This window comes from Polaromonas sp., from assembly GCF_030682935.1.
In the GTDB taxonomy this organism is placed as follows: Bacteria; Pseudomonadota; Gammaproteobacteria; order Burkholderiales; family Burkholderiaceae_C; genus Polaromonas.
Genome location: NZ_JAUXNA010000019.1, coordinates 1 through 22,487 on the forward strand (window position 1 = coordinate 1; position 22,487 = coordinate 22,487).

The window sequence follows — 22,487 nt, forward strand, 5'->3', positions numbered from 1 at the left end:
GATACCGGCAGCCGCATGGACGAAGTGATCTTTGAAGAATTCAAGGGCACCGGCAACTGCGAAATCCACCTGGACCGCCGCCTGTATGAAAAGCGCGTGTTCCCGGCGATCAACCTCAACCGCAGCGGCACCCGCAAGGAAGAGCTGCTGCTGGCGCCGGAAATCCTGCAGAAATCACGCATCTTGCGCCAGTTCATGTACAACATGGACGAAATCGAGTCGATGGAGCTCATGCTGAAAAACATGAAAGCAACCAAAAACAACCACGAATTCTTCGACATGATGCGCCGCGGCGGCTAAAAAGCCCCTGCCGATCACTTTACTTCATGCACTGCATCTAAAACTGCAACGCACTGATTTGATGCCATAATCATGGGCTTCATGGAAAGTGCCTGGAACTGGTCTGGGTGGCTACCAAAACAATGAAAAAGGAAAGATCATGAAAGAAGGCATTCACCCCAATTACCGCGAAGTTTGTTTCCTGGACATGTCCAACAACTTCAAGTTCGTGACCCGCTCCTGCGCCAACACCAAAGAAATGGTGAAAATGGAAGACGGCCGCGAATTGCCGCTGTACAAGCTCGATACGTCCAGCGAATCGCATCCCTTCTACACGGGCACGCAAAAATCCGTGGACAACATGGGTGGCCGCGTCGAACGCTTCCGCAACCGTTTCGGCAAGACCGCAGCCAAAGAAGCTGCTCCTGCAACGGAAGCCGCTCCCGAAGTGGCCCAGTAAGCTGCGAAAACTCTTTCGCCAGCCTGCCAAAAAGCAGCCTGAATTTCAGGCTGCTTTTTTTTCGGCAAAATTGGCTGCATGTTGCGATGGCGGCCTGACGTAACGCCCCCTTCACCAGATACAGCGTCTTTCCTGATCAAGCAAACGTTTTGAACAAACCCTCCCCCGCTCTCATTGCCCAGTCGGCCGTGCGCCGCCTGCCACGGTTGGCGCTGCTGCTGTTTGGCGTAGCTTATGTATTGCCGGGATTTTTGGGGCGCGGCCCCTGGAAAAACGAGGATATCGCCGCGTTTGGCGTGATGCGCGAGCTGGCCGCTTCAGCCGCCAACTGGCTGCAGCCCCAACTGTTGGGGCAGACCACCGGATTTGAAGCCCTGATCCCTTACTGGCTTGGCGCCATCGCCATCCAATTACTGCCCTTTCTGGACCCGGCCCTGGCCGTACGCATTCCGTTTGTCATGCTCCTGGCACTGACGCTACTCACCACCTGGTACGCGGTGTATTACCTGGCCCGCAGTCCGCAGGCCCAGCCTGTCGCCTTTGCGTTTGGCGGGGAGGCCAGCCCGGTGGACTATGCACGGGCGATTGCCGATGCCGGTCTGCTGGCGCTGATTGCCAGCCTGGGCCTGGCCCAGCTGTCCCACGAAACCACGCCGGCACTGGCGCAACTGGGCTTTACGGCCCTGGCCTTTTACGCCATGGCCGCCAGCCCCTTCCGACCTGCTACCAGAATTCTGGGCCCTGCACTGGGCTTGCTCGCAGGCCTGGGCGGGCTCGCCCTGAGCGGTGCACCCACGCTGGCCTTGCTGCTTGGCGCTGGCGGTGCACTGGTGGAGTGGACCCACATGCGATGGGGAAACATCCGGGCTGACGTGGCCAGCAAACAGCAGTCCTGGCATTGGGTGTTACTGATCACCGGCATCACCCTGTTGGTTTCGCTGCTGGCCTTCAAGCTGGACCTGTGGCGATGGCGAATCCACTTGCCCGGCGCAGACGAACAGTCGGCCTGGCAAGACTGGCGCAGGCTGGGGCGTTTGCTGCTGTGGTTTACCTGGCCGGCATGGCCTCTTGCCTTGTGGACGCTGTGGCGCTGGCGCAGGCAATTGGCGAGCCGTCACGTGGCACTCCCGCTCTGGTTTTCAGGCATGGCCGTGGCCGCCACGCTGACCACCACCGCATCGGATCGCAGCCTGCTGCTGAGCCTGCCGCCGCTGGCGGCGCTGGCGGCGTTTGCCCTGCCTACGCTCAAGCGCAGCGTAGCCTCGCTGATCGACTGGTTCACCCTGCTCTTTTTCACCGGCTGCGCCTTCATCATCTGGGTCGTCTGGATTGCCATGCAAACCGGTGTGCCCCGGCAACCTGCCGCCAATGTCGCCAAACTGGCTCCCGGGTTTGAGCCCAGCTTTTCATGGCTCGCTTTTTTGGCGGCGCTGGCGGCCACCCTGGCATGGTCCTGGCTCGTCAAATGGCGAACCGGAGCACAACGCGCGGCGATCTGGAAATCGCTGGTCTTACCGGCCGGCGGCGCCACCCTTTGCTGGCTGCTGCTGATGACGCTGTGGCTGCCTCTGCTCGACTATGCGCGCAGTTTGGCGCCGCTTTCGCGCCAGGTTGCAGGTCTGGTCGATAAAAAAGCTTGTGTCGAAATCTACGGCCTGGGCAGCGCCCAGGCCGCCGCTTTGCAATACCACGGCCAGCTTGAATTGCGCCAGGCTACTGCGCTGGCGGCCTGCCCTTACCTGGTGGTGGATGTTGCTGCCCAGTCCAGCCTGAGCAACACGGTGAATCTACCGGAATGGGCGTTTCAGGCTACCGTACGCAGACCTTCGGACAAGAATGAAAACGTACTGGTGTTCAAGCGGGTGAGCCCTGGGAACTAGCCTGGCACTGAACGACCCGCGCCATTCTTGGCGGAACTCGGGGCCGTCAACCGGCATGCAGGCTAAAAGTGCCAAGCCAGGCGTAAGTCGGCCGTCCGTCTGACACCACCGACGGCCGATTAACATAACAATCCCCTTCATGCCAAAACTAACTATCCGCAATACCCGGCTGGAGGACATCGACGCGCTGGTGCGCCTGCAGCGGGAGGTTTATCCCGACATTGCGGCCTGGCATCGCGACCGCGTGGTGCACCAGATCGAGTTGTTTCCCGAAGGCCAGCTGGTCGCCTTTTACGGCGACCAGCTCGTGGGCTGCGCAAGCTCCCTGGTTATTTTGTGGGATGAGTGGGCGGACGAGCACACCTGGGACCAGATCACGGCGGCAGGAACCTTCGACACCCATAACCCGGCGGGTTACACGCTGTACGGCGCGGAGGTATTCGTCTCGCCCAGGCTGCGCGGCAAGCGCGTTGGCCATGCGCTGTATGAAGCCAGACGGCGCGTGTGCAAGGCCTTGAACCTGCGCCGCATTATTGCCTGCGGGCGGTTGCCAGGCTACCACCTGCTCGCGCACGAGATGACGGTAGAGCTGTACGCGCGCAAGGTGCTATGGGGGGACCTTACCGATCCGGTGCTGAGCTTCCAGCTGCGCGAGGAATTCAGGTACTGTGGAATCATGAAAAACTACATTGCAGACGACCATGAATCACAAGGCAACGCCTCGCTGATCGCCTGGATCAACCCGGACTACGACACCTCAAGGCCCACAGCGCTGCAACTTGCGCGCACCGCAGCACAGGAAGTACCCACATGAAAACCGCCCCCCCAACACCCCACGTCCACGAACCCAAGCCCATCAACGTGCGCATCGCGGCGGTGCAATACCTGCTGCGCTCCATCCACGACTGGAGCGGCTTTGAAAACCAGGTGCGCTTCGTGATGAAGGCTGCGGGCGACTACAAGCCCCAGTTCGTCCTGCTGCCGGAAATCTTCACGACCCAGCTGCTTTCATTCATGGACACCAGTGACCTGCGCCAGGCCGTTCGTAACATGAATGACTACACCGCCCGCTACATCGAACTGTTCAAGGAACTCGCGGCGCAGTGGAACGTCCACGTGGTGGGAGGCAGTCATCCCACCATACGCGATGGCAAGCTCCTGAACACGGCCTACCTGTTCACGCCCGAAGGCAAAGTGTTTACCCAGGACAAGATTCACCTGACACGCTGGGAAAAAGAAAAATGGAAAGGTGATGCGGGCGACCAATTGCGGGTTTTTGACACGCCCCACGGCCGCATCGCGATACTGATCTGCTACGACATCGAATTCCCCGAGCTCAGCCGCAAGGTCTGCGAAATGGGGGCTGACATCATCTTTGTTCCGTCGTGCACCGACGACCGTCAGGGTTTTTTGCGCGTGCGTTACTGCTGCCATGCCAGGGCGATCGAAAACCAGGTCTACGTGGCCGTGACGGGAACCGTCGGGAACCTGCCCGTCGAGGGACTGGGACTGCACTATGGCCAGGCAGCCATCATCACCCCGTCAGACTTTCCCTTTGCACGCGATGGCATCGCGGCCGAGGGCGTTCCCAACATGGAACAGATCGTGATTGCCGACGTGGACCTTGGCAAGCTGGTCATGAACCGCGTCACAGGCACCACGATCCCCCTGTATGACAAGCGCGTTGATGTCTACAACAACGATGTGGAGATCGTGCCCACGGTGTGAAGCCGACTGGCAGCCGCGCCAAGCCAGCGCCCAGAACAATCAACGGGCGGCGAGTCGGCGAACGCGTGCTGCCGGAAAGATGATTGAAAAGCACGAGCCATGGCCCGGCCGGCTCTCAATGTGCAACTCGGCACCATGGCGCTGAGCGACGTGCTTGACGATGGCCAGCCCCAGACCCGTTCCGCCCGTCTCGCGGGAACGGCTGCGGTCTACCCGGTAAAAGCGCTCGGTCAGGCGAGAAATATGCTCCGGTGCAATGCCCGGCCCGGAATCCCTGACCGAAAACTCTGCGCGTCCGTCGGGTAATACATGCCATTTGACCTCGATGCTGCCGCCCGCAGGGGTGTAGCGGACGGCATTGTTCAGCAGGTTGGACATGGCGCTCAACAACTCGCTGCGCGACCCGGCAAGCTCGTAATCAGCCGCGTCGAACACCTGCAACAAATGCTTTTTTCCGTGCTGGGATGTCAGGAGCGCCGACAAGGCGCGCCCTTCCTGCTCACACGCGGCCATAAGAGGCTGCACGGGCACCCATTCGTTCCCGCCAGGCGGCGGACTGCCTTCCAGCCGTGACAGCGTCAGCAAATCATTCACCAGCGTCTGCATGCGGCCCGCCTGCTGGGCCATCAGTCCAAGGTAGCGACCGCGCTCCTCTTCATTGAGCGGCAGCGTCTGCAGCGTTTCCACAAAGCCCGTGAGCACGGTCAAGGGTGTGCGAATTTCGTGAGAAACATTGGCCACGAAGTCGCGCCGCATGGCTTCGGCCTGCTCCAGCGCCGTGACGTCACGCGACAGCAACAGCTTGCGGCCCTCGCCATACCGATGCAAATGCACCGCCAGCCTGACAGGTCTGCTGGCCGTACTGCGCGGACCCATCATGACAATTTCACGCCCGTAATCGTCGCCCGCCAAATAGCTTGCAAAGAGCGGATCACGCAACAGATTGGCGAGGTGCTGCATGACATCGCGCTTCGGATCGAAGGCGAAGTGCTCGGACGCAGTTTCGTTGCACCACTCGATGCGGTTCTGGCCATCCAGCAAAACAACACCATTGGGAGACGCTTGAATAGCCGCCAAGAACTCCTGCAAGCGGGTTTCGCTGTCTGCGGCTTTGACTTCACGCGCCTTCACCAGCCGCCGAACCCGATCAGCCACCTCGCCCCAGAGCCCGTCCACTTTGGCGGGCGTGGACGTCTCGCCACGTTTCAGCCACAGCAAGAGCCGGCCTACGCGCTGCAGGTCAATCAATACCCATAGCGTGCTCGCCGCCACGAGACCCAAAATGATACCCTGCCTGGAATCGCCGCCAGGCAACAACAGCCGGCCCAAAAAAGCGCCCGCTAACTGGAACAGGAAAAAACGGAAAAGGCGCCAGGTCATGCGCAACGTACCAAGTTAACCGTCATCAGCGGACCTGGCCATTCGCCGTCAGACGATAACCTGCGCCGCGGACGGTTTCCACCAGCGCGCCTGCAGGCCCCAGTGCCTCACGCAAACGCTTCACGTGAACATCCACGGTACGCTCCTCAATGAAAACATGGTCGCCCCAGACCTTGTCCAGCAACTGGCTGCGGCTGTGAACGCGCTCCGCATGCTTCATCAGGTAATGAAGCAGCTTGAACTCTGTCGGGCCTAATTTGAGCTCCTGGTTCTGGTAGGTAATGCGGTGGGTGGCCGCATCCAGCACCAGCGCACCCAACGTGACGCTGTCGTTCACCGATTCGGGGGCGCGCCGACGCAGTACCGCACGAATGCGGGCCAACAATTCCTGGGTAGAAAACGGCTTGGTGATGTAGTCATCAGCACCAGCATCCAGTCCTGCCACCTTGTCAGGCTCATCGCCTCTGGCTGTAATCATCAGGATAGGGATGGCCTTGGTGCGCGCGCTGGCACGCCATTTCTTGGCGAGCTGCAGACCACTTTGGCCCGGCAGCATCCAGTCGAGAAGAATGACATCGGGCAACACGGCGTCCAGTTCGCGTTGCGCGCTGTCACCGTCTGCAGCCCAAATAGGCTGGAAACCGTTGTGCCTTAGATTCACCGCCACGAGTTCCGCAATCGCCGGCTCGTCTTCCACCACCAAAACACGGGGTAATTTCTTCATACAAAATCAACCCGGGATCAGCGGACTACGGATTCAATCGACTCCATGGAGGTGTGACGCACATCGGCACCCTTGACCACATAAATGATGAACTCGGCGATGTTCTTGGCATGGTCGCCGATCCGCTCAATCGCCTTGGCCACAAACAGCAGGTCCAGGCTTGACGAAATGGTGCGCGGATCTTCCATCATGTAGGTGATCAGCTTTCGCACGAAGCCATCGAACTCCTTATCGATCGCGTCATCCTCTTTCAGGATGGAAACGGCGGTATTGATGTCCAGCCGGGCAAAAGCATCCAGTGCCTTGCGCAACAAACCCGATGCCAGGTCGGCGGCAATGCCCAGCTCGGATGACGGCAGGTTGCGAGCGGCTCCGCTGCTGATGATGGACCTGACCATGCGTGCAATTTTTTCTGCCTCGTCGCCGGCCCGTTCAAGATTTGCAGTGGTTTTTGAAATGGCAATCAGCAAACGTAGGTCGCGCGCTGTTGGCTGGCGGCGCGCAATGATGGAGGACAGCTCTTTGTCAATGTCCACTTCCATGGCATTGACACGCGGCTCATTTTCAGTCACTTCATTTGAGGCCTCCACGCTGAACTGCGCGAGCGCATACACGGCGGTCCGAATCTGGGACTCAACCAAGCCGCCCATTTCCATGACGCGGGTTGAAACGTTGGTCAGTTCACTGTCAAACTGACTGGATAGATGCTTGTCACTCATGATCAACCAAACCTTCCTGTAATGTAATCTTCGGTTTCCTGGCGCTTCGGCTTGAGGAATATCTGATCGGTCGCACCAAATTCGATAAGTTCGCCCAGATACATATAGGCGGTGTAGTCGCTACAGCGCGCCGCCTGCTGCATGTTGTGGGTGACGATGGCAATCGTGTAGTCATGCTTGAGTTCATGCACCAACTCTTCCACCTTACCGGTGGAGATCGGGTCTAGCGCAGAGGTGGGCTCGTCCAGCAGCAGCACCGAGGGTTTCACCGCCACACTGCGCGCAATGCAAAGGCGCTGTTGTTGTCCGCCCGATAGCGACAGACCGCTCTGATTGAGCTTGTCTTTCACTTCGTTCCACAGTGCCGCCTTGGACAGCGTCCACTCCACACGGTCATCCATGTCGCTCTTGTTGAGGTTTTCGTAGAGCTTCACGCCAAAGGCGATGTTGTCGTAGATCGACATGGGAAATGGCGTGGGTTTCTGAAACACCATGCCGATGCGCGCCCGAAGCAAGTTGATGTCCTGCTTGGCGTCGAGGATGTTCTCGCCATAAAAATTGATCTGGCCTTCGGCTCGATGGCCGGGGTACAAACTGTACATGCGGTTGAGGGTGCGCAACAGGGTAGATTTTCCGCAGCCCGAGGGCCCGATGAACGCCGTGACTTTGCGTTCTTCGATGTTCATGTTGACGTCTTTGAGGCCCTGAAACTTGCCGTAAAAGAAGTTCAGATTACGCAGTTCGAGCGCATTTTTTGTTTCGGGTACTTGGGCTGCAGCTGGGGCTGTGCCTATGGCTGTGTTGGGCATGATCAATTCCAGATTTTAGAAAGCGTCGATGGTTGGAGGTGGGGATGCGGCGGCTTAGCCCGATCTCTTTTCCCGCAAGAAGACGCGTGCCACCACGTTGAGCACCAGCACCGAAATTGTGATGAGCAGCGCACCGCCCCAAGCCAGCCGGACCCAGTTATCGTACGGGCTCATGGCGAACTGGAAAATCACGACCGGCAGATTGGACATAGGCGCACTCATGTTGGTGCTGAAAAACTGGTTATTCAACGCGGTGAACAGCAGAGGTGCGGTTTCACCGCTGATACGGGCCACCGCCAGCAGCAGGCCGGTCAATACGCCCGAACGGGCCGCGCGCAGCGTCACCATCGTGGCCACCTTCCAGCGCGGTGCGCCCAAGGCAAAAGCCGCTTCGCGCAAACTGCCAGGCACCAGACGCAGCATGTTTTCGGTGGTGCGAACCACCACCGGTACGGCAATTAGCGATAGCGCCAGACTACCGGCCCAGCCGGAAAAATTGCCTACCGTGGCCACCGCGATGGCGTAAACGAACAGACCCAGCACGATGGAGGGTGCCGAGAGCATGATGTCGGTTACGAAGCGGGTCAGTTCCGCCGTCTTGCTCTCGTCGCCGTATTCCGCCAAATACACACCGGCAAAGACGCCGATGGGGGTAGACACCAGCACAGAAAAGCCGACCATCATCAGGCTGCCCACGATGGCGTTGGCCAGACCGCCGCCTTCGGTACCGGGTGCCGGCGTGGACTGCGTGAACATGTTCCAGTCCAGCGCGGCAAAGCCTTTGGTGAACAACACGCTCAGGATCCAGAGCAGGACGAACAGACCCAACACCATGGCGCTCATGGACAGGGCCAAGCCTATGGCGTTGGATCGCTTGCGACTTTTGTAGAGTTGCTGGTTAAATTCCATGAGATGTTCCGGTCGTAAATAGGTTCTTGGCTGTACCAGACGGGCTTAGAAGCCCTTGGCCTTCTCGGCCCGCAGCAGCATGATCTTAGCGACCGACAACACAATAAAGGTGATCGTGAAAAGTAAAAATCCGAGCGCAAACAAGGTCGAAAGGTGAAAGTCAGCAGCCTCGCCGAACTCGTTTGCCAGCACCGAGGCGATCGATGTACCCGGCGAAAACAGCGAGGTCGGCATGCGGTTGGCATTGCCGATCACAAAGGTCACAGCCATGGTCTCACCCAAGGCGCGGCCCAAGCCCAGCATGATGCCGCCGATAACCCCTTTTTGGGTGTAAGGCAGCACCACCCGGCGCACTACCTCCCAGGTGGTGCAGCCCAGCGCGTAAGCCGATTCGCGGAGGATGGGCGGCACGATCTCAAACACATCGCGCATCACCGCCGCCACAAAGGGTAGCACCATGAAGGCGAGCACAATGCCCGCCGCCAAAATGCCGAAACCGTTGGTGCTGCCGCCAAACAGGAAGCCGACCAACGGCATGGATCCGAGCAGGTTCTGCACCGGCACCTGAAAGTAGTCAGCAAACAGCGGCGCAAACACAAACAAACCGAACATGCCGTAAATAATGGAAGGTACCGCCGCCAGCAGTTCAACCGCCGTACCCAGCGGGCGACGCAGCCAGACGGGACAGGTTTCGGTCAGAAACAGGGCAATACCAAATGCCAGCGGCACCGCAATCAACAGGGCAATGCCTGCGCTGGCCAGCGTGCCAACAATCGCAATCGCCGCACCGAATTCTTCGTTGATGATGTCCCACTCAACGCGCCAGATGAAATTGAAGCCGAACTTCTGGAACGTGGGCCAGGCATTGATGAAAAGCGAGACGATGATGCCCATCAGGGCCACCAGAACCAGCAGGGAAAATCCTTGCGTAACCCGATGAAAAAAGATGTCCTGGATCCGCTGCCGACCAGCAATCGCCTCCATATTGGGATGACTGGTTTCGACAAACACCGGCTGTGAACTCATGGTTGTTCCCACACTCATAAATAATGATTCCTCTTCGGGCTACTCACCACATGCTAGCGTCCGCCGCCCAGCACAAGCCAGCCGACGGACGCTTTTGAAGCTGTCCCGAATTACTTCGCGATCTGCGTCCAAACTTTCGAACGGATCTGGGCCGTTAGTGTATCGGGCAGCGGCACGTAGTCGAGTTCACTGGCCATGCCCTTGCCGTTTTTGAAAGCCCAGTCAAAAAACTTCAGCACTTCGGCGGACTGGGCCTTGTCAACCGGATCCTTGTACATGAGGATGAAGGAAGCCGTGCTGACAGGCCAGCTGTCGACACCCTTGGCGTTCACCATGGAAATCCCCATGCCCGGAACGCTGAACCAGTCGGCACCCGCAGCGGCAGCGGCAAAGGCCTTGTCGTCTGGGCTCACGTACTTGCCTTCAGCGTTTTGCAACTGCAGGAAGTTCATGTTGTTTTTCTTCACGTAAGCGTATTCCACATAACCCAGTGCGCCCTTGATGCGGTTTACGTTGGCGGCCACGCCTTCGTTACCCTTGCCCCCAACGGATGACGCGGCAGGCCACTTCACAGCGGCGCCCTTACCTACCGTGCCAGCCCAGTCTTTACTAATGGCCGTCAGGTAGTCGGTCCAGTTGTATGTGGTGCCCGAACCGTCCGCGCGGTGCACGATGGTGATGTTCTGGTTGGGCAAGGTCTTGCCGGGGTTCAGGGCCGACAGCTTGGGATCGTTCCACTTGTCGATCTTGCCCATAAATATTTCAGCCAGCACAGGGCCGGTCACGCGCAGTTCGCCAGGCTTGAAACCGTCCAGGTTAAGCACGGGCACAGTGCCGCCAATGATGGCGGGAAACTGCACCATGCCATCCCGATCGAGTTCGGCGCCTGGCACCGGCGCGTCGGAGGCACCAAATACTACGGTCTTGGCGCGGATCTGGCGAATGCCACCTGAGGAACCAATCGACTGGTAGTTCAGGCCGATACCGGTGTCTTTCTTGTAGGCCTCAGCCCATTTGGCGTAGATCGGGAATGGGAACGTAGCGCCTGCGCCGGTGATGTCGGCAGCCATGGCAGAGCCCATGCCAAGGGTGGCGAAAGCGGCTACTGCCAAAGTCTTGAGAAAAATGCGTTTGTCGTTCATGAGGCTCCTTACGGTTGGATAAACAAGTTAACAACCCGAACTTTAGAGGTTCCATGTGACAAGTTTGTGACAAGTTAATGACGGGTTCGTGACAAAAACGCCCATAAATCTGCGACTTCGTAGTTGAATTTTATTTATTTTTCTTTTTAAATCAACAACTTAGCTAACACATACAACTCATCACCAAAAGTAAAACTGAACATTGCCAATTTCATTATAAAAAGACTTTTTACGACCTCGCCCCCCCCACGCCGGCTTGGCATTCGGTGGTAACTATTTCAGGCGAACCCCTATTAACGCCCGGATTGGTCCGGCTTTTCCGGTTCGCACTGGGGTTGCCAACGGCGACATCCTCAAGAGCTACCTTGACCTGCCTTGTTTGGGTAAAAAAGATTTGGATGCTATCGAGAACTTTTGTGGCAATTAATTCTTCATGCGCGCTGCCCCGTCAAGTCCATGAAGAAAGTCGCCAAGAGATTACGCACCCACCGCGAACTGATCCTGAACTACTTTCGTGCGGAAAAGCAGTTCTCCTGTGGCATCGTCGAGGGTTTGAACAACACTGTCAAAGTGACCGTGAGAAAATCCTATGGTTACCGGACCTTCAGAATCACGGAAATTGCGCTATATCACGTACTTGGCAAGCTTCCTGAGCCCGAATTCGGCAAGAAAGTTTACCGATGAGGCAGAGAAAGATACTCAAAAATGCAAAACGGAACCCGCCTCGCCGCTGTGGATTTAGGATCCAACAGCTTTCGCCTGGAAATAGGTCGCCTTGATCACCGGCAAATCCACCGCACCGAATACCTCAAGGAAACCGTGCGCCAGGGCAACGGACTCGACGCCGACCGCAACCTGACGGCCGAAGCCATGCAGCGCGGCTGGGACTGCCTGGCCCGCTTTGGCGAGCGGCTGGCGGGTTTCAAAGCAACAGAAGTCAGGGCCGTGGCAACCCAGACCCTGCGCGAAGCACACAACCGCGACGAGTTTTTGGCACAGGCCCACACCATCCTTGGATTTCCAATAGATGTCATTTCAGGCCGCGAAGAAGCCCGCCTGATCTACCAGGGTGTGGCCCACATGCTGCCCCAGTCAAGCGAACGGCGGCTGGTGATCGACATCGGCGGGCGCTCGACCGAAATGATCCTGGGCCAGGGCCTCGAAGCGCGCACCATGGAGTCCTACCGCGTGGGCAGTGTGGCGTGGTCGATGAAGTATTTTCCCGACGGGCAGTTCAGCCCGCGCGCCTTTGAAACCGCTGAAATTGCCGCCAAAGCTGTCCTCGACGAAGCGCTCAATGCCTACCGCTCAAGCGACTGGGATGTGGCCTATGGTTCATCCGGCACCATAGGCGCCGTGAGCGATGTACTGGCCGCTGCCGGATGGCCGCCCGGGGCGGTCTCCCGAGAAGGCCTGAACTGGCTGCTCGATCGCCTGCTCAAGGCGCAAAGCGGCGAACGCCTGAAACTCGAAGGCATGAAGGATGACAGGCGCGCGGTGATCGGCGGCGGTGTCAGTGTGCTGCGGGCCGTGTTTGATTTACTGGGCATTGAGCAGATGCAGGCGGCGCAAGGCGCCTTGCGCCACGGCGTGCTGTATGACCTGCTGGACCGCGAACAGGATGTGACCGATTTGCGCTCCACGACGGTGCAGCGTCTGGCCAGCAAATTCAATGCGGATACCGAGCAGGCGCAGCGGGTCAGCAAGGTCTCCCTGCACCTGTTCCAGATGGCTCGCCCGGACATGCCCGCGGCCGAGCCGGAACGCTTGCAGCGCAAGCTCGAATGGGCCGCGCAACTCCATGAAATTGGCAGCCAGATTTCACACAGCGACTACCACAAGCATGGCGCCTACATTCTGGATAATGCCGACGCGCCCGGCTTTGCGCAGTCGGAACTGCACCGGCTGAGCCTGCTGGTACTGGGCCATCGCGGCAAACTGCGCAAGCTGGAGGCCGACTTTGAAGACCGCGCGTTCCTTCAGCAACTGCTGTGCCTGCGCCTGGCGGTCATTTTGTGCCACGCCCGGCGCGAGCCGGACCTCCAGGGCTTGCAGCTTGAAACGGACGCCGAGCCTGGTCGAATTTTTGTGCTGAACTGCAGGCCAGGCTGGGCCGAAGCCTTTCCGCAATCGGCGTACTTGCTGCAGGAAGAAGCGCTGGCATGGCAAAAAACACCGTGGAAGCTGATCGTTTCCGGATTGTAGAAAATAGCGCCGGGTTGCGCGCGGGCGGCTTGGGCTTTTTCTATAAATCATATAAACTGTATAAACCGTATAAACCGTTTATTTTCACCATTTATCCAGAAAGACCGCCCGATGGCCATCGCAAAAAAAATACCCGCGACCGTACCAGAGCTGGCCACTGCAGCGGCACAGGTCATGCCGACAGAACCGGCACCGGCGCTTGCAAGCGCCAAACCTGAAGCGCCCGCAAAACCAAAAGCAGCGCTGGCAAAACTGCCCGCCGTCAAAGCCCCTGCGGGCAAGGCCGTTATCAAAACGGCGGCAGCGAAAAAAGCCGTTGTTAAAAAAGCCGTGGTAAAAAAAGCGTCCGCAAAGGCCCCCCTTGCCAAAGCCATTGTGCCGGCGAAATCCGAGAAAGTCGCCCTCCCCCAAAAAACCAAAAAGCCCAAACTGGTACGCGACAGCTTCACCATTCCGAAAACTGAATACCTGGTGCTCGACGACCTCAAGCAGCGCGCCGCCAAACTGACGCGCCCCGCCAAGAAAAGCGAATTGTTGCGCGCCGCCATCAAGACCCTGGCCGCCCTGTCCGATGCGGCATTCCTGACGGCACTGGCGCAGGTGCCTACCATCAAGACCGGCCGGCCCACGCTGAAAAAGTAAGTGCGGCTTAAAGCACTTCGGGCGACTGCACGGTAACGACGACGGTCTGACTACGGCCGTCACGGTCGCGGCTGCGCAGCCACCAGAGCGCGCCTTTCTTGACAGGACAGTCGGTTTCTTGCAGCCCGAGCAACTGTGCAATGGTTTGCCCCAGCGTGGGTTGGTGCCCTATCACCAGGATCGGTGATTTGCTCAGGGGCCATTGCACCAATTCCAGCAACTGCGCGGGCGCGGCACCGGGTGCGAGTTCGGTACGAACCTTGTACTTGCGCCCCAGCGCCAGCGCCGTTTGCTCACAGCGCCGCGCCGGGCTCACCATAATGCGCGTACCTTCGGGCAACTGCCGGTCCAGCCAACTGGCCATCCGAAAGGCCTGCTTTTCTCCGCGTGACGTGAGTGCGCGCTCAAGATCACCGCTTCCCGGCGGATCGCCTTCGGGCCCCTCTTCGGCCTCTGCATGACGCCACAAAATCAAGTCCATAAGTGTTCCTCAGTGGGGGGATGCCGTGTAGCGGGCCATCAGCGCCGCTTGCGCGCCATGGCGCTGGGCCGGATCTGACGGATTCACGCGCGCATAGCTGCCATCCGCCTGCAAGTCCCAGGCATCCACCCCGTCGTGCAGGTAGGCGACCAGGCACTCATCAATAATGCGCTGGCGAATGGCGGGGTCGGTCACGGGCCAGGCCAACTCAACCCGGCGCAGCATGTTGCGGTTCATCCAGTCCGCGCTGGAGAGATACAGTGTTTCCTCCTCAGCGCAGCGGAAATAAAACACCCGCGAATGCTCCAGAAAACGGCCAATCACCGAGCGCACCCGGATGTTGTCGGTCACGCCAGGCACTTGGGCCGGCAGCATGCAGGCGCCGCGCACAATCAGGTCAATTTTGACGCCGCATTGCCCCGCCCTGATCAAAGCCAGCATCAGCGCTTCGTCGGTCAGCGCATTCATCTTGGCCACAATGCGCGTGTCTTTGCCCAGCAGGGCGGCATCGCCCAATGCATTAATTTTTTCCACCAGTTTGCGCTGCAACTGAAATGGCGCGAGCAGCAGGTGATGCATCCTGGGCAGACGGCTTTGACTGGCCAGGTGCACAAACACGTTGTCAATGTCCGCGGTCAGCAGCGGGTCGGCCGTCAGGTAGCTCACGTCGGTGTACAGGCGCGCCGTGCCGGGGTTGTAGTTGCCGGTCGACAAGTGGGCATAGCGCTTGAGCTGCTTGCCTTCCCGCCGCGTTGCCAGCAGCATTTTGGCGTGGGTCTTCAGGCCCACCACGCCATACACCACCTGAGCGCCAATCGACTCCAGCATTTCTGCCCAGTTGATATTGGCTTCTTCGTCAAAACGCGCCTTCAGCTCCACCACCACCGTGACTTCCTTGCCCCGCCGGACCGCTTCGCGGAGCAGCACCATGAGCGCCGAATCCGCCCCCGTGCGGTAAATGGTTTGCTTGATTGCCAGCACCTGCGGGTCATGGACGGCCTCCCGCAGAAAGGCCAGCACACCGTCAAAACTTTCAAACGGCTGATGAATCGACACATCACCGCATTTGAGCCGCTCAAAAAAAGACTGTCCGGGCTGCAGTTGCGTGGGGTAGCAGGCGTTGTAGCGCGGAAAAAGCAGCTTGGGGTCATTGACCAGATCCACCAGCTGCGTCAGCCGCACCAGGTTGACCGGACCATGCACGCGGTATAGCGCCAGCGCCGGCAAGTTGAACTGTTTGAGCAAAAAAGCTGACAGGTATTCCGAGCAGCCCGCCGACACCTCCAGGCGGACCGCCTGGCCGTAGTGACGCTGCTCCAGGCCTTGGCGCAAAGCAGTGCGCAGGTTTTTCACATCGTCTTCATCCACCGCCAGATCGGAGTGCCGCGTGACGCGAAACTGGGAAAACTGCCCGACATCCCGGCCCAGAAACAGCTCGGCCAGGTGGGCGCGAATGACGCTGGACAGCGACACAAACAGCGTGCCCTTGTTGCCGCCACGGCTCGGCATATGGATAAAGCGCGGCAATACCCGCGGAACCTTGACAATGGCAATTTCGTTCTGGCGCCCAAACGCGTCGTGGCCACCGAGCCGGACAATGAAGTTCAGCGACTTGTTGGCCACCTGCGGAAACGGGTGAGATGGGTCCAGCCCGACCGGAACCAGCAAGGGCCGCACTTCCCTTTCGAAATAGGATTTGACCCAGCGCCGCTGCGCCGCATCGCGCTCCCCGTGCGAAACGATACGGATACCGCGCCGTTCAAAAGCCGGCAACAATTCATCGTTGTAGAGCGAATACTGGCGCGCCACCATGTCGTGCGCAGCCGCTGAAACCGCCTTGAAGGTCTCGGCGGTATAAGGCCCCTTTTGCTCATTGCTTTGCGCTGCCGTCAGGTGGGATGCCGCCCGGACCTCAAAGAACTCATCCAGGTTGGACGACACAATGCACAGAAACCGCAGGCGCTCAAGCAGCGGCACCTCCGGACGCCTGGCCCAGTCCAGCACCCGCTCATTGAAAGCAAGAATGCTGCGGTCGCGGTCCAAAAACTCTACAGAGGGCGCGGTGGCGGCCACCGGGGCGGGCAAATTGGGCATTAACAGGCATTATTTTTTATGGTCAAAGGTAAGCGTAGTTTCTACGGGTTTGATGACACCGGTGTGACAGCGCCGTTGACAGATGTTGCACCCGCATGGCGGGGCTGGCAATCGTTGATTTTTTGTGTAGCCACCAGGTAACGTTCAAACAGTTGGGCGGACCGCGCCCACGTGAAGTCCAGGGCACGCAAACGGGCCTCGTGGCGCGGCACGGCCAGCGCGCTGTAGCAGGCCCGCTGCAAGTCGGCGTGCATGACGCCGCCGTGACAAGTTCCGTCGGGTTTTCCCAGTACTTCCAGCGGGCCATCCACCGGGTAAGCGGCCACGGGCGTGCCGGTCGCCATGGCTTCGAGCATCACCAGGCCAAAGGTTTCCGACCTGCTGGGGAACACAAACACATCGGCAGCAGCATAGACCCTGGCCAGCTCGCTTCTTGGCAGCACGCCCATCCAGCGAACCTGACTGTAGCGTTCCCTGAGCGATGCCTCCAGCGGTCCGACCCCGCAAACCACCTTGGTACCGGGAATGTCGAGCTGTAAAAAGGCCTCTATGTTCTTCTCGTAAGACACTCGCCCCACAAACAACGAGACCGGGCGCACCAGCGACCCCATGGGCGCATGCAGGCACGGCTGGGCCTGGAATGCAAACAGCGCGGTATCCACGCCGTGCGTCCAGCTGCGCAGATTGCGAAACCCCCGTCGCTCCAGCATGCGCAGCACGCCGTCGGTGGGAACCATCACGCCCGAAGAGGCTTTGTGAAAGTGGCGAAACAGCGCGTAGCCCCATGACAAGGGCACCTTGAGCGCCGCCTTCAGGATCTCGGGAAACCTGGTGTGAAAGGCTGTCGTAAAAGCCAAACCGCGCTTGAGGCAGTAACTGCGCGCGGCCCAGCCCAGCGGACCTTCGGTCGCGATATGAATGGCTTCGGGCTGAAAAGCATCCAGCCTCGCGGACAGGCCGCGCCTGGGTCGCACCGCCAGATCAATTCCGGCATAACCCGGGCAGGGCCGGGTCGTGAACTGGCCGGGATGAATCACCTCTACCTGGTGCCCGCCCTGCGCCAGCTCACGCACCAGCTCCACCAGCGTGGTGACAACGCCATTGACCTGGGGCTGCCAGGCATCGGTGATCAGGGCGATTTTCATGCGCTTACCGCCCCCGCGGCATGGCTGCGGCCTGGCTGATGCGCGGAGGGTGCCCAGTGCAGCAACTCCAGCGTCCCGTCAAAGTGCTCTACCAGTGCGCTGCGGCTCTCGACCCAGTCGCCGTCATTGCAATACAGAACGCCCTGGATGTCGCGCATTTCGGCGCGGTGAATATGGCCGCACACCACGCCCTGGTGACCACGGCGGCGCGCTTCGTGGGCCACCGCCACTTCGAAGTCGGTGACATAACTGAGCGCGCTCTTGACCTTGTGCTTCAGGTAAGCCGACAGCGACCAGTAAGGCAAGCCCATGCGGGCGCGCAGGCTGTTGAGGTGGCGGTTGAGCTTGAGCGTGAACTCATAGAGGTTGTCGCCCACATAGGCGAGCCATTTGGCGCACTGCACCACCGCATCGAAATAGTCGCCGTGAATGATCCACAACTGGCGGCCGTCGGCGGTGGTATGAACGGCTTCGCTTGCCACTTCGATGCCGCCGAACTGGTGGCCAATAAATTCACGCGCAAACTCATCATGGTTGCCGGGGACATAAATGATGCGGCAGCCTTTGCGGGCGCGCCGCAGCAGCTTTTGCACCACGTCGTTGTGCGACTGCGGCCAGAACCACTTGCGGCGCAACTGCCAGCCGTCCACGATGTCGCCGACCAGATACAGCGTGTCGCTGGGGTGGGCTTTCAAAAAATCCAGCAGCGCGGCCGCCTGACAGCCCGGCGTGCCCAGGTGCAGGTCGGAAATAAAGATGGTGCGAAAGCGCTGGTGAACTGATGGGGTGTCATTGTCCTGCGCATCATCGCCGGGATCCGGCGCATAGCCACCACCACCACGCCCCAAGCCCCCCAGGCCGTCAAACAGGGTTCGCATCATGCCTGCGCGGCGTTGCCGGAAAAATGCTTGAGGTAGCGCGGCGGCAAATCGGCAATGCGCATCATCATGGGCAGATCGGCTGAATTGAAATCCGGGTCCCACGCGGGCGCGCCCAGCACCTTGGCGCCCAGGCGCAGGTAGCCCTTGATCAAGGCGGGCGGCTCCACGTCCAGCGAATCGTCCAGCAGCTCCACCGGCAAGGCCAGGCGCGGCGTCACGTGGTATTCGATGGCGGCCAGGTGCGTTTGCCTGACCTGGCGCCAGATGCTGGCGGCGGCATGGCCGTTGGACACGCCGTTGTGCTGCATGGGAATGCTGGCGCAGCCGATCATGGTGTCGAGCTGATTGCGCGCCATGAATTCGGCCAGCGCACCCCACAGCGCCAGAATCACGCCGCCGTGCCGGTGGTCGGCGTGCACGCAGCTGCGACCCAGTTCCACCATGCGCGCACGCAAGCTGCGCAGCCGCGTCAGGTCGAACTCGATGTCGCTGTAGGTGCTGCCCACGCGCGTGGCCTGGGTGGGCGTCAGCACCCGGTAGGTGCCAATCACCTCCTGGCTGGCCACGTCGCGCACCAGCAGATGCTCGCAATAGTCGTCAAACAGATCCACATCGTGGCCGGGCAGGGTTTTGGGCAATGTGGCGCCCATTTCCAGCGCAAACACCTGATACCTCAGCCGCTGCGCTTGCCGGACCTCGTCCTGGTGCCGGGCCCAGCTGACGGCGATTTTCCCCATTGCAGGCCTTTGAATAGCGGCTGGACCGACAGCATGACGGCTTTGATGAAGTGACCCCCGTGGCATTGCGACGGGCGACAATGCAAAGGTGGGATTGGGTAGTTCTTTCATGGCTAACTCCTTGTTGGCTTGTTTGCTGGGTTCTCAAAAAATCCGGCGTCACACCATCGGCTCAACAGCCTTATCGACGCCTGCTGCAAAGCGCCCCACGTTGACTTACCCGGCCTTCGAACGACAACAGCGTGCGTCTTCGGGTGTCGCGGTCAGAAAACCGGGGTGTCAGGTACGCTAGGGGATATGAAAACACTGCATTCTTCATCGTTGCCTCTGCCCCGCCGCCGCCTGCTGGCAGGCGTTGCCGTTGCCGCTGCCGCTGGCGCCGCCCCAGTCCGTGCGCAAAACCCGAAGCAAGCCAGCACGCGGGACAGCGGCACGCCGCACAGGATCGTCTATCAGCTCAACCAGGCTGACGAGGCGTATCGGGAGGCGATCTTCAACTCCATCAGCGCCCTGCTGAAAAAGTATGTCGACGACATCAGCATCACCGTTGTGGTCTGGGGCCCCGGCATTCATCTGCTGGCTAAAGTCCCCAAGCGACCGGTGTCGCGCCTGCATCAGCAGCGCGTGCGCAGCATGGCGCAGTCGTATGACATCAAATTCATCGCCTGCGGAAACACCATGCACTCCCTCGGCTGGACACCGGACGACATGGTGGACTTCGCCACGGTGGAGGAAGTTGGCGCAGCTTCCCTCATGGAACTTCAGGAACAGGGTTACGCCTACCTGGCCTGGTAGCCCTGCGGCAGGAGGCCTGACGCCCCGGGCTCGCCGGCGCTCAGAGGGGGTGTCGATGCGCTGTAAAAAAGCCCCAGAAAAGGGGCTTTGACGCTCAATCACCAGCGGCCTGCGAAACCGGGTTGCCGCGTTGGCTGGAGGCTGCAGACAAAGCAGGCCGCCCGCCCGCGAGCCCGTCCAGCCAGGGTCGGGTGCCGGCCGTGAAACGCAAGCCCCCCGGAGTGCTGGCCATGGCCTTTGCCGTGCAGCGCAGGATGCGCAGACGCTGCGTGTCGAGGTCGTGACTGGCAGCGCTGAAGGCCTGGCTGACGCCCGATCCCTGCTTGGCCTGCTCATTGGCCGGGTTCAAATTCATTCCCATCGCGTGCTCCATGGTGCTGGTCATGCGGGAATTGTGAAAGCCGAAGGTGACGCGCTCATGTCACTTCAATGGCACTTGTGTGACAGTGCCCGCCGGCACGAGCGGGCTTGAAACGGTGAGCGAGCGCACGGCCTGGAAGAAATGCTGGCGCGCCAGCTACAGCGCGCGCTGGTTCACGCGCCTGGACAGTGCCTCGGCGCTTTCCTTGCGTTCGCTGTAGCGCTCCACCAGATAGGATGAAGCATCGCGCGTGAGCAAGGTGAACTTGACGAGTTCCTCCATCACATCGACCACACGGTCGTAATAGGCCGACGGCTTCATGCGCCCGGCCTCGTCAAACTCCAGAAAGGCCTTGGCAACCGAGGACTGATTGGGAATGGTCAGCATGCGCATCCAGCGGCCCAGCACGCGCAGCTGGTTGACAGCGTTGAACGACTGCGAGCCACCCGAAACCTGCATGACGGCCAGCGTTTTGCCCTGGGTCGGGCGCACCGCGCCGTCGGCCAGCGGAATCCAGTCGATCTGCGACTTCATGATGCCGGTCATGGCACCGTGGCGCTCGGGCGAACACCAGACCATGCCCTCGGCCCATTGCGCCAGTTGCCGCAGTTGCTGCACTTGGGGATGCGTGTCGGGCGCGTCGTCGGGCAAGGGCAAACCGCGCGGATCAAAGGTTTTGGTTTCGGCGCCCATGGCTTGCAGCACCCGGGCCGCTTCTTCGCTGACGAGCCGGCTGTAAGAGCGCTCGCGCACCGAGCCGTAGAGCAGCAAGATGCGCGGCGCGTGCGTGCTGGGTGTCGCGGCGTGCAACCGGCCCGCTGTGGGCGCAGCAAAAAGCGCCGCGTCAATATTCGGAAGATCCGCAGAAAGTGGTTTAACGTCCGGCAACGCGTTCTCCCTGCTCGTTGATGACCGGCTCGCCGTCTTCCTTGGTGAATTCGCCGCGCTGCGGCAAGGGCAGGATGTCGAGCACCGCCTCCGAGGGACGGCACAAACGCGTACCCAGCGGAGTCACCACGATCGGCCGGTTGATCAACACGGGATGGGCCAGCATCGCGTCTATCAGCGCGTCGTCGCTCAGCGCAGGGTCGTCCAGCTGGCGTTCGCCATACAGCGATTCTTTATGGCGGATCAACGCTCTGACGGGCACCCCCATCTGGGCGATCAACGCCACCAGCTTTTCCCGCGTGGGCGGCGTGTGCAGGTATTCAATCACCTCGGGCTCGGTGCCGGTGTTCTGGATCAGCGCCAGCACATTGCGCGAGGTGCCGCATTGTGGGTTGTGATAAATCGTGATGTTGGACATTCGCTTGGGGCTCCTGGTGAAAACGTTTACATGACAGGGAAGATTGCATCGCTTCAATAATTCAATTATATTTGAACAATGGAAACGATATCCCAAACTGATGCCTTGACTTCACTGGATGAGACCGCTGCCGTCAAAGCGCTCGCGGCGCTGGCCCAAGCCCAGCGCCTGCGCGTTTTCCGCGCGCTGGTGGTGGCCGGGCCCACCGGGCTAACGCCGGGCGTCATGGCCGAGCAACTGGGCGTGGCGCCCAGTGCGCTGTCATTTCACCTCAAAGAGCTGGCCCATTCCGGGCTGGTCAGCAGTGAGGCGCGCGGCCGCAACCTGATTTACCGCGCGGACATCGGGCACATGAACGCGCTTTTAGCCTACCTGACCGAGCACTGCTGTGAAGGCCAGGCCTGCAGCACCAGTGCGCAAGCGGTTTGCCTCGATTGCTGAGAATTCAGTGGAATTTAGGCCTTCAGCCCAATACCCACGGGCTTAATCCGCTATTAACTCGATAGCAAAATTTCATTTTCACTACCCAATTCACCATCATGTCTGAACGCCCGCTCCACGTTTTATTTTTGTGTACCCACAATTCGGCCCGCAGCATCCTGGCGGAAGCCGTGCTCAACCATATCGGCAAAGGTCGTTTCAAGGCTTTCTCGGCAGGCAGCAGCCCCCGCGAGAACCAGCAACCCAATCCGCTGGGCCTGCAGGCGCTGCAGCAAGCATGCATTTCGACCGAAGGCCTGCGCAGCTAAAGCTGGGACGAGTTCGGCCAGCCCGGCGCACCGCA

At 59.9% G+C, this 22,487-nt stretch carries 25 protein-coding genes and 2 pseudogenes; 11 read left to right on the forward strand and 16 right to left on the reverse strand.

Annotation, left to right across the window (positions count from 1 at the left end; translation table 11 throughout):
- The 5 genes and pseudogenes from rho to Q8K05_RS00725 form a co-directional block, all read left to right on the forward strand.
- Positions 1–300 (forward strand): annotated as a pseudogene (rho, locus tag Q8K05_RS00705) (transcription termination factor Rho); the annotation flags it as partial.
- Between the two features lie 139 nt (positions 301–439).
- Positions 440–739 carry a type B 50S ribosomal protein L31 gene (locus Q8K05_RS00710; protein WP_305244636.1) on the forward strand — a complete coding sequence of 100 codons (300 nt, stop codon included), beginning with the start codon at positions 440–442 and terminating at the stop codon, positions 737–739.
- A 149-nt stretch (positions 740–888) separates the two neighbouring features.
- Positions 889–2,619 carry a hypothetical protein gene (locus tag Q8K05_RS00715; RefSeq protein ID WP_305244637.1) on the forward strand — a complete coding sequence of 577 codons (1,731 nt, stop codon included), beginning with the start codon at positions 889–891 and terminating at the stop codon, positions 2,617–2,619.
- A gap of 139 nt (positions 2,620–2,758) precedes the next feature.
- Positions 2,759–3,433 (forward strand): GNAT family N-acetyltransferase, encoded by a 675-nt coding sequence (locus Q8K05_RS00720; RefSeq protein WP_305244638.1) that lies wholly within the window; start codon positions 2,759–2,761, stop codon positions 3,431–3,433.
- Positions 3,430–4,347, forward strand: coding sequence for a carbon-nitrogen hydrolase family protein (locus tag Q8K05_RS00725; RefSeq protein WP_305244639.1), 918 nt, complete (start codon positions 3,430–3,432; stop codon positions 4,345–4,347). Before Q8K05_RS00720 ends, Q8K05_RS00725 begins: the two co-directional genes overlap by 4 nt.
- Before the next feature lie 39 nt (positions 4,348–4,386).
- Here the strand turns inward: Q8K05_RS00725 and phoR are convergent, their stop codons facing one another.
- The 7 genes from phoR to pstS all read right to left on the reverse strand — a co-directional run bounded on the left by phoR (position 4,387) and on the right by pstS (position 11,056).
- A complete protein-coding gene (gene phoR / locus Q8K05_RS00730) occupies positions 4,387–5,727 on the reverse strand; it encodes a phosphate regulon sensor histidine kinase PhoR (RefSeq protein WP_305244640.1) in 1,341 nt (446 codons plus the stop codon).
- A gap of 25 nt (positions 5,728–5,752) precedes the next feature.
- Entirely contained in the window at positions 5,753–6,451 is a 699-nt protein-coding gene (phoB, locus tag Q8K05_RS00735) for a phosphate regulon transcriptional regulator PhoB (protein WP_305244641.1), read from the reverse strand.
- Between the two features lie 17 nt (positions 6,452–6,468).
- Positions 6,469–7,170, reverse strand: a complete 702-nt coding sequence (gene phoU / locus Q8K05_RS00740; RefSeq protein WP_305244642.1) for a phosphate signaling complex protein PhoU — start codon at positions 7,168–7,170, stop codon at positions 6,469–6,471.
- Positions 7,171–7,172: 2 nt separating this feature from the next.
- A complete protein-coding gene (pstB, locus tag Q8K05_RS00745; RefSeq protein WP_305244643.1) occupies positions 7,173–7,979 on the reverse strand; it encodes a phosphate ABC transporter ATP-binding protein PstB in 807 nt (268 codons plus the stop codon).
- A gap of 54 nt (positions 7,980–8,033) precedes the next feature.
- Positions 8,034–8,888 (reverse strand): phosphate ABC transporter permease PstA, encoded by an 855-nt coding sequence (gene pstA, locus Q8K05_RS00750; RefSeq protein WP_305244644.1) that lies wholly within the window; start codon positions 8,886–8,888, stop codon positions 8,034–8,036.
- Between the two features lie 45 nt (positions 8,889–8,933).
- On the reverse strand, positions 8,934–9,914 hold the full coding sequence (pstC, locus tag Q8K05_RS00755; protein ID WP_305244645.1) for a phosphate ABC transporter permease subunit PstC: 981 nt from the start codon (positions 9,912–9,914) through the stop codon (positions 8,934–8,936).
- A 110-nt stretch (positions 9,915–10,024) separates the two neighbouring features.
- Positions 10,025–11,056, reverse strand: a complete 1,032-nt coding sequence (pstS, locus tag Q8K05_RS00760) for a phosphate ABC transporter substrate-binding protein PstS (protein ID WP_305244646.1) — start codon at positions 11,054–11,056, stop codon at positions 10,025–10,027.
- A 414-nt stretch (positions 11,057–11,470) separates the two neighbouring features.
- On the opposite strand from pstS, the gene Q8K05_RS00765 reads away from it, so the two are divergent.
- Complete coding sequence (locus tag Q8K05_RS00765) at positions 11,471–11,740, forward strand: transposase (RefSeq protein WP_305244647.1); 270 nt, start codon at positions 11,471–11,473, stop codon at positions 11,738–11,740.
- A 21-nt stretch (positions 11,741–11,761) separates the two neighbouring features.
- Positions 11,762–13,261, forward strand: a complete 1,500-nt coding sequence (ppx, locus tag Q8K05_RS00770; RefSeq protein WP_305244648.1) for an exopolyphosphatase — start codon at positions 11,762–11,764, stop codon at positions 13,259–13,261.
- Between the two features lie 47 nt (positions 13,262–13,308).
- On the opposite strand, the gene Q8K05_RS18835 is transcribed toward ppx, so the two are convergent.
- Complete coding sequence (locus Q8K05_RS18835; RefSeq protein WP_370868746.1) at positions 13,309–13,635, reverse strand: hypothetical protein; 327 nt, start codon at positions 13,633–13,635, stop codon at positions 13,309–13,311.
- 1 nt (position 13,636) lies between these two features.
- On the opposite strand from Q8K05_RS18835, the gene Q8K05_RS00775 reads away from it, so the two are divergent.
- A complete protein-coding gene (locus tag Q8K05_RS00775; RefSeq protein WP_370868747.1) occupies positions 13,637–13,903 on the forward strand; it encodes a hypothetical protein in 267 nt (88 codons plus the stop codon).
- Positions 13,904–13,910: 7 nt separating this feature from the next.
- Here Q8K05_RS00775 and Q8K05_RS00780 read toward each other — a convergent pair whose 3' ends face one another.
- Genes Q8K05_RS00780 through Q8K05_RS00800 form a run of 5 tightly spaced genes read right to left on the reverse strand, consistent with a single transcriptional unit; the run spans position 13,911 to position 19,352 of the window.
- A complete protein-coding gene (locus Q8K05_RS00780; RefSeq protein ID WP_305244649.1) occupies positions 13,911–14,384 on the reverse strand; it encodes a histidine phosphatase family protein in 474 nt (157 codons plus the stop codon).
- A gap of 9 nt (positions 14,385–14,393) precedes the next feature.
- Positions 14,394–16,478 carry a polyphosphate kinase 1 gene (gene ppk1 / locus Q8K05_RS00785; RefSeq protein WP_305244650.1) on the reverse strand — a complete coding sequence of 695 codons (2,085 nt, stop codon included), beginning with the start codon at positions 16,476–16,478 and terminating at the stop codon, positions 14,394–14,396.
- A gap of 41 nt (positions 16,479–16,519) precedes the next feature.
- Positions 16,520–17,623: a glycosyltransferase family 1 protein gene (locus tag Q8K05_RS00790; protein WP_305244651.1), complete on the reverse strand. Its 1,104-nt coding sequence runs from the start codon at positions 17,621–17,623 to the stop codon at positions 16,520–16,522.
- Positions 17,620–18,501 carry a UDP-2,3-diacylglucosamine diphosphatase gene (locus Q8K05_RS00795; RefSeq protein WP_305244658.1) on the reverse strand — a complete coding sequence of 294 codons (882 nt, stop codon included), beginning with the start codon at positions 18,499–18,501 and terminating at the stop codon, positions 17,620–17,622. Before Q8K05_RS00795 ends, Q8K05_RS00790 begins: the two co-directional genes overlap by 4 nt.
- Positions 18,501–19,352, reverse strand: a complete 852-nt coding sequence (locus Q8K05_RS00800) for a GNAT family N-acetyltransferase (RefSeq protein ID WP_305244652.1) — start codon at positions 19,350–19,352, stop codon at positions 18,501–18,503. The genes Q8K05_RS00795 and Q8K05_RS00800 overlap by 1 nt, the downstream gene beginning before the upstream one ends.
- A 186-nt stretch (positions 19,353–19,538) precedes the next feature.
- On the opposite strand from Q8K05_RS00800, the gene Q8K05_RS00805 reads away from it, so the two are divergent.
- Positions 19,539–20,036: a DsrE family protein gene (locus Q8K05_RS00805; protein ID WP_305244653.1), complete on the forward strand. Its 498-nt coding sequence runs from the start codon at positions 19,539–19,541 to the stop codon at positions 20,034–20,036.
- 94 nt (positions 20,037–20,130) lie between these two features.
- Here Q8K05_RS00805 and Q8K05_RS00810 read toward each other — a convergent pair whose 3' ends face one another.
- From Q8K05_RS00810 to arsC, 3 genes are all read right to left on the reverse strand, one after another.
- On the reverse strand, positions 20,131–20,421 hold the full coding sequence (locus tag Q8K05_RS00810; protein WP_305244654.1) for a hypothetical protein: 291 nt from the start codon (positions 20,419–20,421) through the stop codon (positions 20,131–20,133).
- 132 nt (positions 20,422–20,553) lie between these two features.
- A complete protein-coding gene (gene arsH, locus Q8K05_RS00815) occupies positions 20,554–21,285 on the reverse strand; it encodes an arsenical resistance protein ArsH (RefSeq protein ID WP_305244655.1) in 732 nt (243 codons plus the stop codon).
- Positions 21,272–21,703: an arsenate reductase (glutaredoxin) gene (gene arsC, locus Q8K05_RS00820; protein WP_305244656.1), complete on the reverse strand. Its 432-nt coding sequence runs from the start codon at positions 21,701–21,703 to the stop codon at positions 21,272–21,274. The genes arsH and arsC overlap by 14 nt, the downstream gene beginning before the upstream one ends.
- Before the next feature lie 114 nt (positions 21,704–21,817).
- On the opposite strand from arsC, the gene Q8K05_RS00825 reads away from it, so the two are divergent.
- Together Q8K05_RS00825 and Q8K05_RS00830 are read left to right on the forward strand one after the other, a co-directional pair.
- A complete protein-coding gene (locus Q8K05_RS00825) occupies positions 21,818–22,144 on the forward strand; it encodes a helix-turn-helix transcriptional regulator (RefSeq protein WP_305244659.1) in 327 nt (108 codons plus the stop codon).
- A 98-nt stretch (positions 22,145–22,242) separates the two neighbouring features.
- A pseudogene (locus Q8K05_RS00830) lies at positions 22,243–22,449 on the forward strand (arsenate reductase ArsC); the annotation flags it as partial.
- Positions 22,450–22,487: the final 38 nt, after the last annotated feature.

Bases quoted from the DNA above. Each gene is read 5' to 3' on its own strand.
- Q8K05_RS00710 (WP_305244636.1), top strand. From the start codon at position 440: ATGAAAGAAGGCATTCACCCCAATTACCGCGAAGTTTGTTTCCTGGAC.
- Q8K05_RS00720 (WP_305244638.1), top strand. From the start codon at position 2,759: ATGCCAAAACTAACTATCCGCAATACCCGGCTGGAGGACATCGACGCG.
- Q8K05_RS00725 (WP_305244639.1), top strand. From the start codon at position 3,430: ATGAAAACCGCCCCCCCAACACCCCACGTCCACGAACCCAAGCCCATC.
- phoR (WP_305244640.1), bottom strand. From the start codon at position 5,727: ATGACCTGGCGCCTTTTCCGTTTTTTCCTGTTCCAGTTAGCGGGCGCT.
- phoB (WP_305244641.1), bottom strand. From the start codon at position 6,451: ATGAAGAAATTACCCCGTGTTTTGGTGGTGGAAGACGAGCCGGCGATT.
- phoU (WP_305244642.1), bottom strand. From the start codon at position 7,170: ATGAGTGACAAGCATCTATCCAGTCAGTTTGACAGTGAACTGACCAAC.
- pstB (WP_305244643.1), bottom strand. From the start codon at position 7,979: ATGCCCAACACAGCCATAGGCACAGCCCCAGCTGCAGCCCAAGTACCC.
- pstA (WP_305244644.1), bottom strand. From the start codon at position 8,888: ATGGAATTTAACCAGCAACTCTACAAAAGTCGCAAGCGATCCAACGCC.
- pstC (WP_305244645.1), bottom strand. From the start codon at position 9,914: ATGAGTTCACAGCCGGTGTTTGTCGAAACCAGTCATCCCAATATGGAG.
- pstS (WP_305244646.1), bottom strand. From the start codon at position 11,056: ATGAACGACAAACGCATTTTTCTCAAGACTTTGGCAGTAGCCGCTTTC.
- ppx (WP_305244648.1), top strand. From the start codon at position 11,762: ATGCAAAACGGAACCCGCCTCGCCGCTGTGGATTTAGGATCCAACAGC.
- Q8K05_RS18835 (WP_370868746.1), bottom strand. From the start codon at position 13,635: ATGGCTTTGGCAAGGGGGGCCTTTGCGGACGCTTTTTTTACCACGGCT.
- Q8K05_RS00780 (WP_305244649.1), bottom strand. From the start codon at position 14,384: ATGGACTTGATTTTGTGGCGTCATGCAGAGGCCGAAGAGGGGCCCGAA.
- ppk1 (WP_305244650.1), bottom strand. From the start codon at position 16,478: ATGCCCAATTTGCCCGCCCCGGTGGCCGCCACCGCGCCCTCTGTAGAG.
- Q8K05_RS00790 (WP_305244651.1), bottom strand. From the start codon at position 17,623: ATGAAAATCGCCCTGATCACCGATGCCTGGCAGCCCCAGGTCAATGGC.
- Q8K05_RS00795 (WP_305244658.1), bottom strand. From the start codon at position 18,501: ATGCGAACCCTGTTTGACGGCCTGGGGGGCTTGGGGCGTGGTGGTGGT.
- Q8K05_RS00800 (WP_305244652.1), bottom strand. From the start codon at position 19,352: ATGAAAGAACTACCCAATCCCACCTTTGCATTGTCGCCCGTCGCAATG.
- Q8K05_RS00805 (WP_305244653.1), top strand. From the start codon at position 19,539: ATGAAAACACTGCATTCTTCATCGTTGCCTCTGCCCCGCCGCCGCCTG.
- Q8K05_RS00810 (WP_305244654.1), bottom strand. From the start codon at position 20,421: ATGACCAGCACCATGGAGCACGCGATGGGAATGAATTTGAACCCGGCC.
- arsC (WP_305244656.1), bottom strand. From the start codon at position 21,703: ATGTCCAACATCACGATTTATCACAACCCACAATGCGGCACCTCGCGC.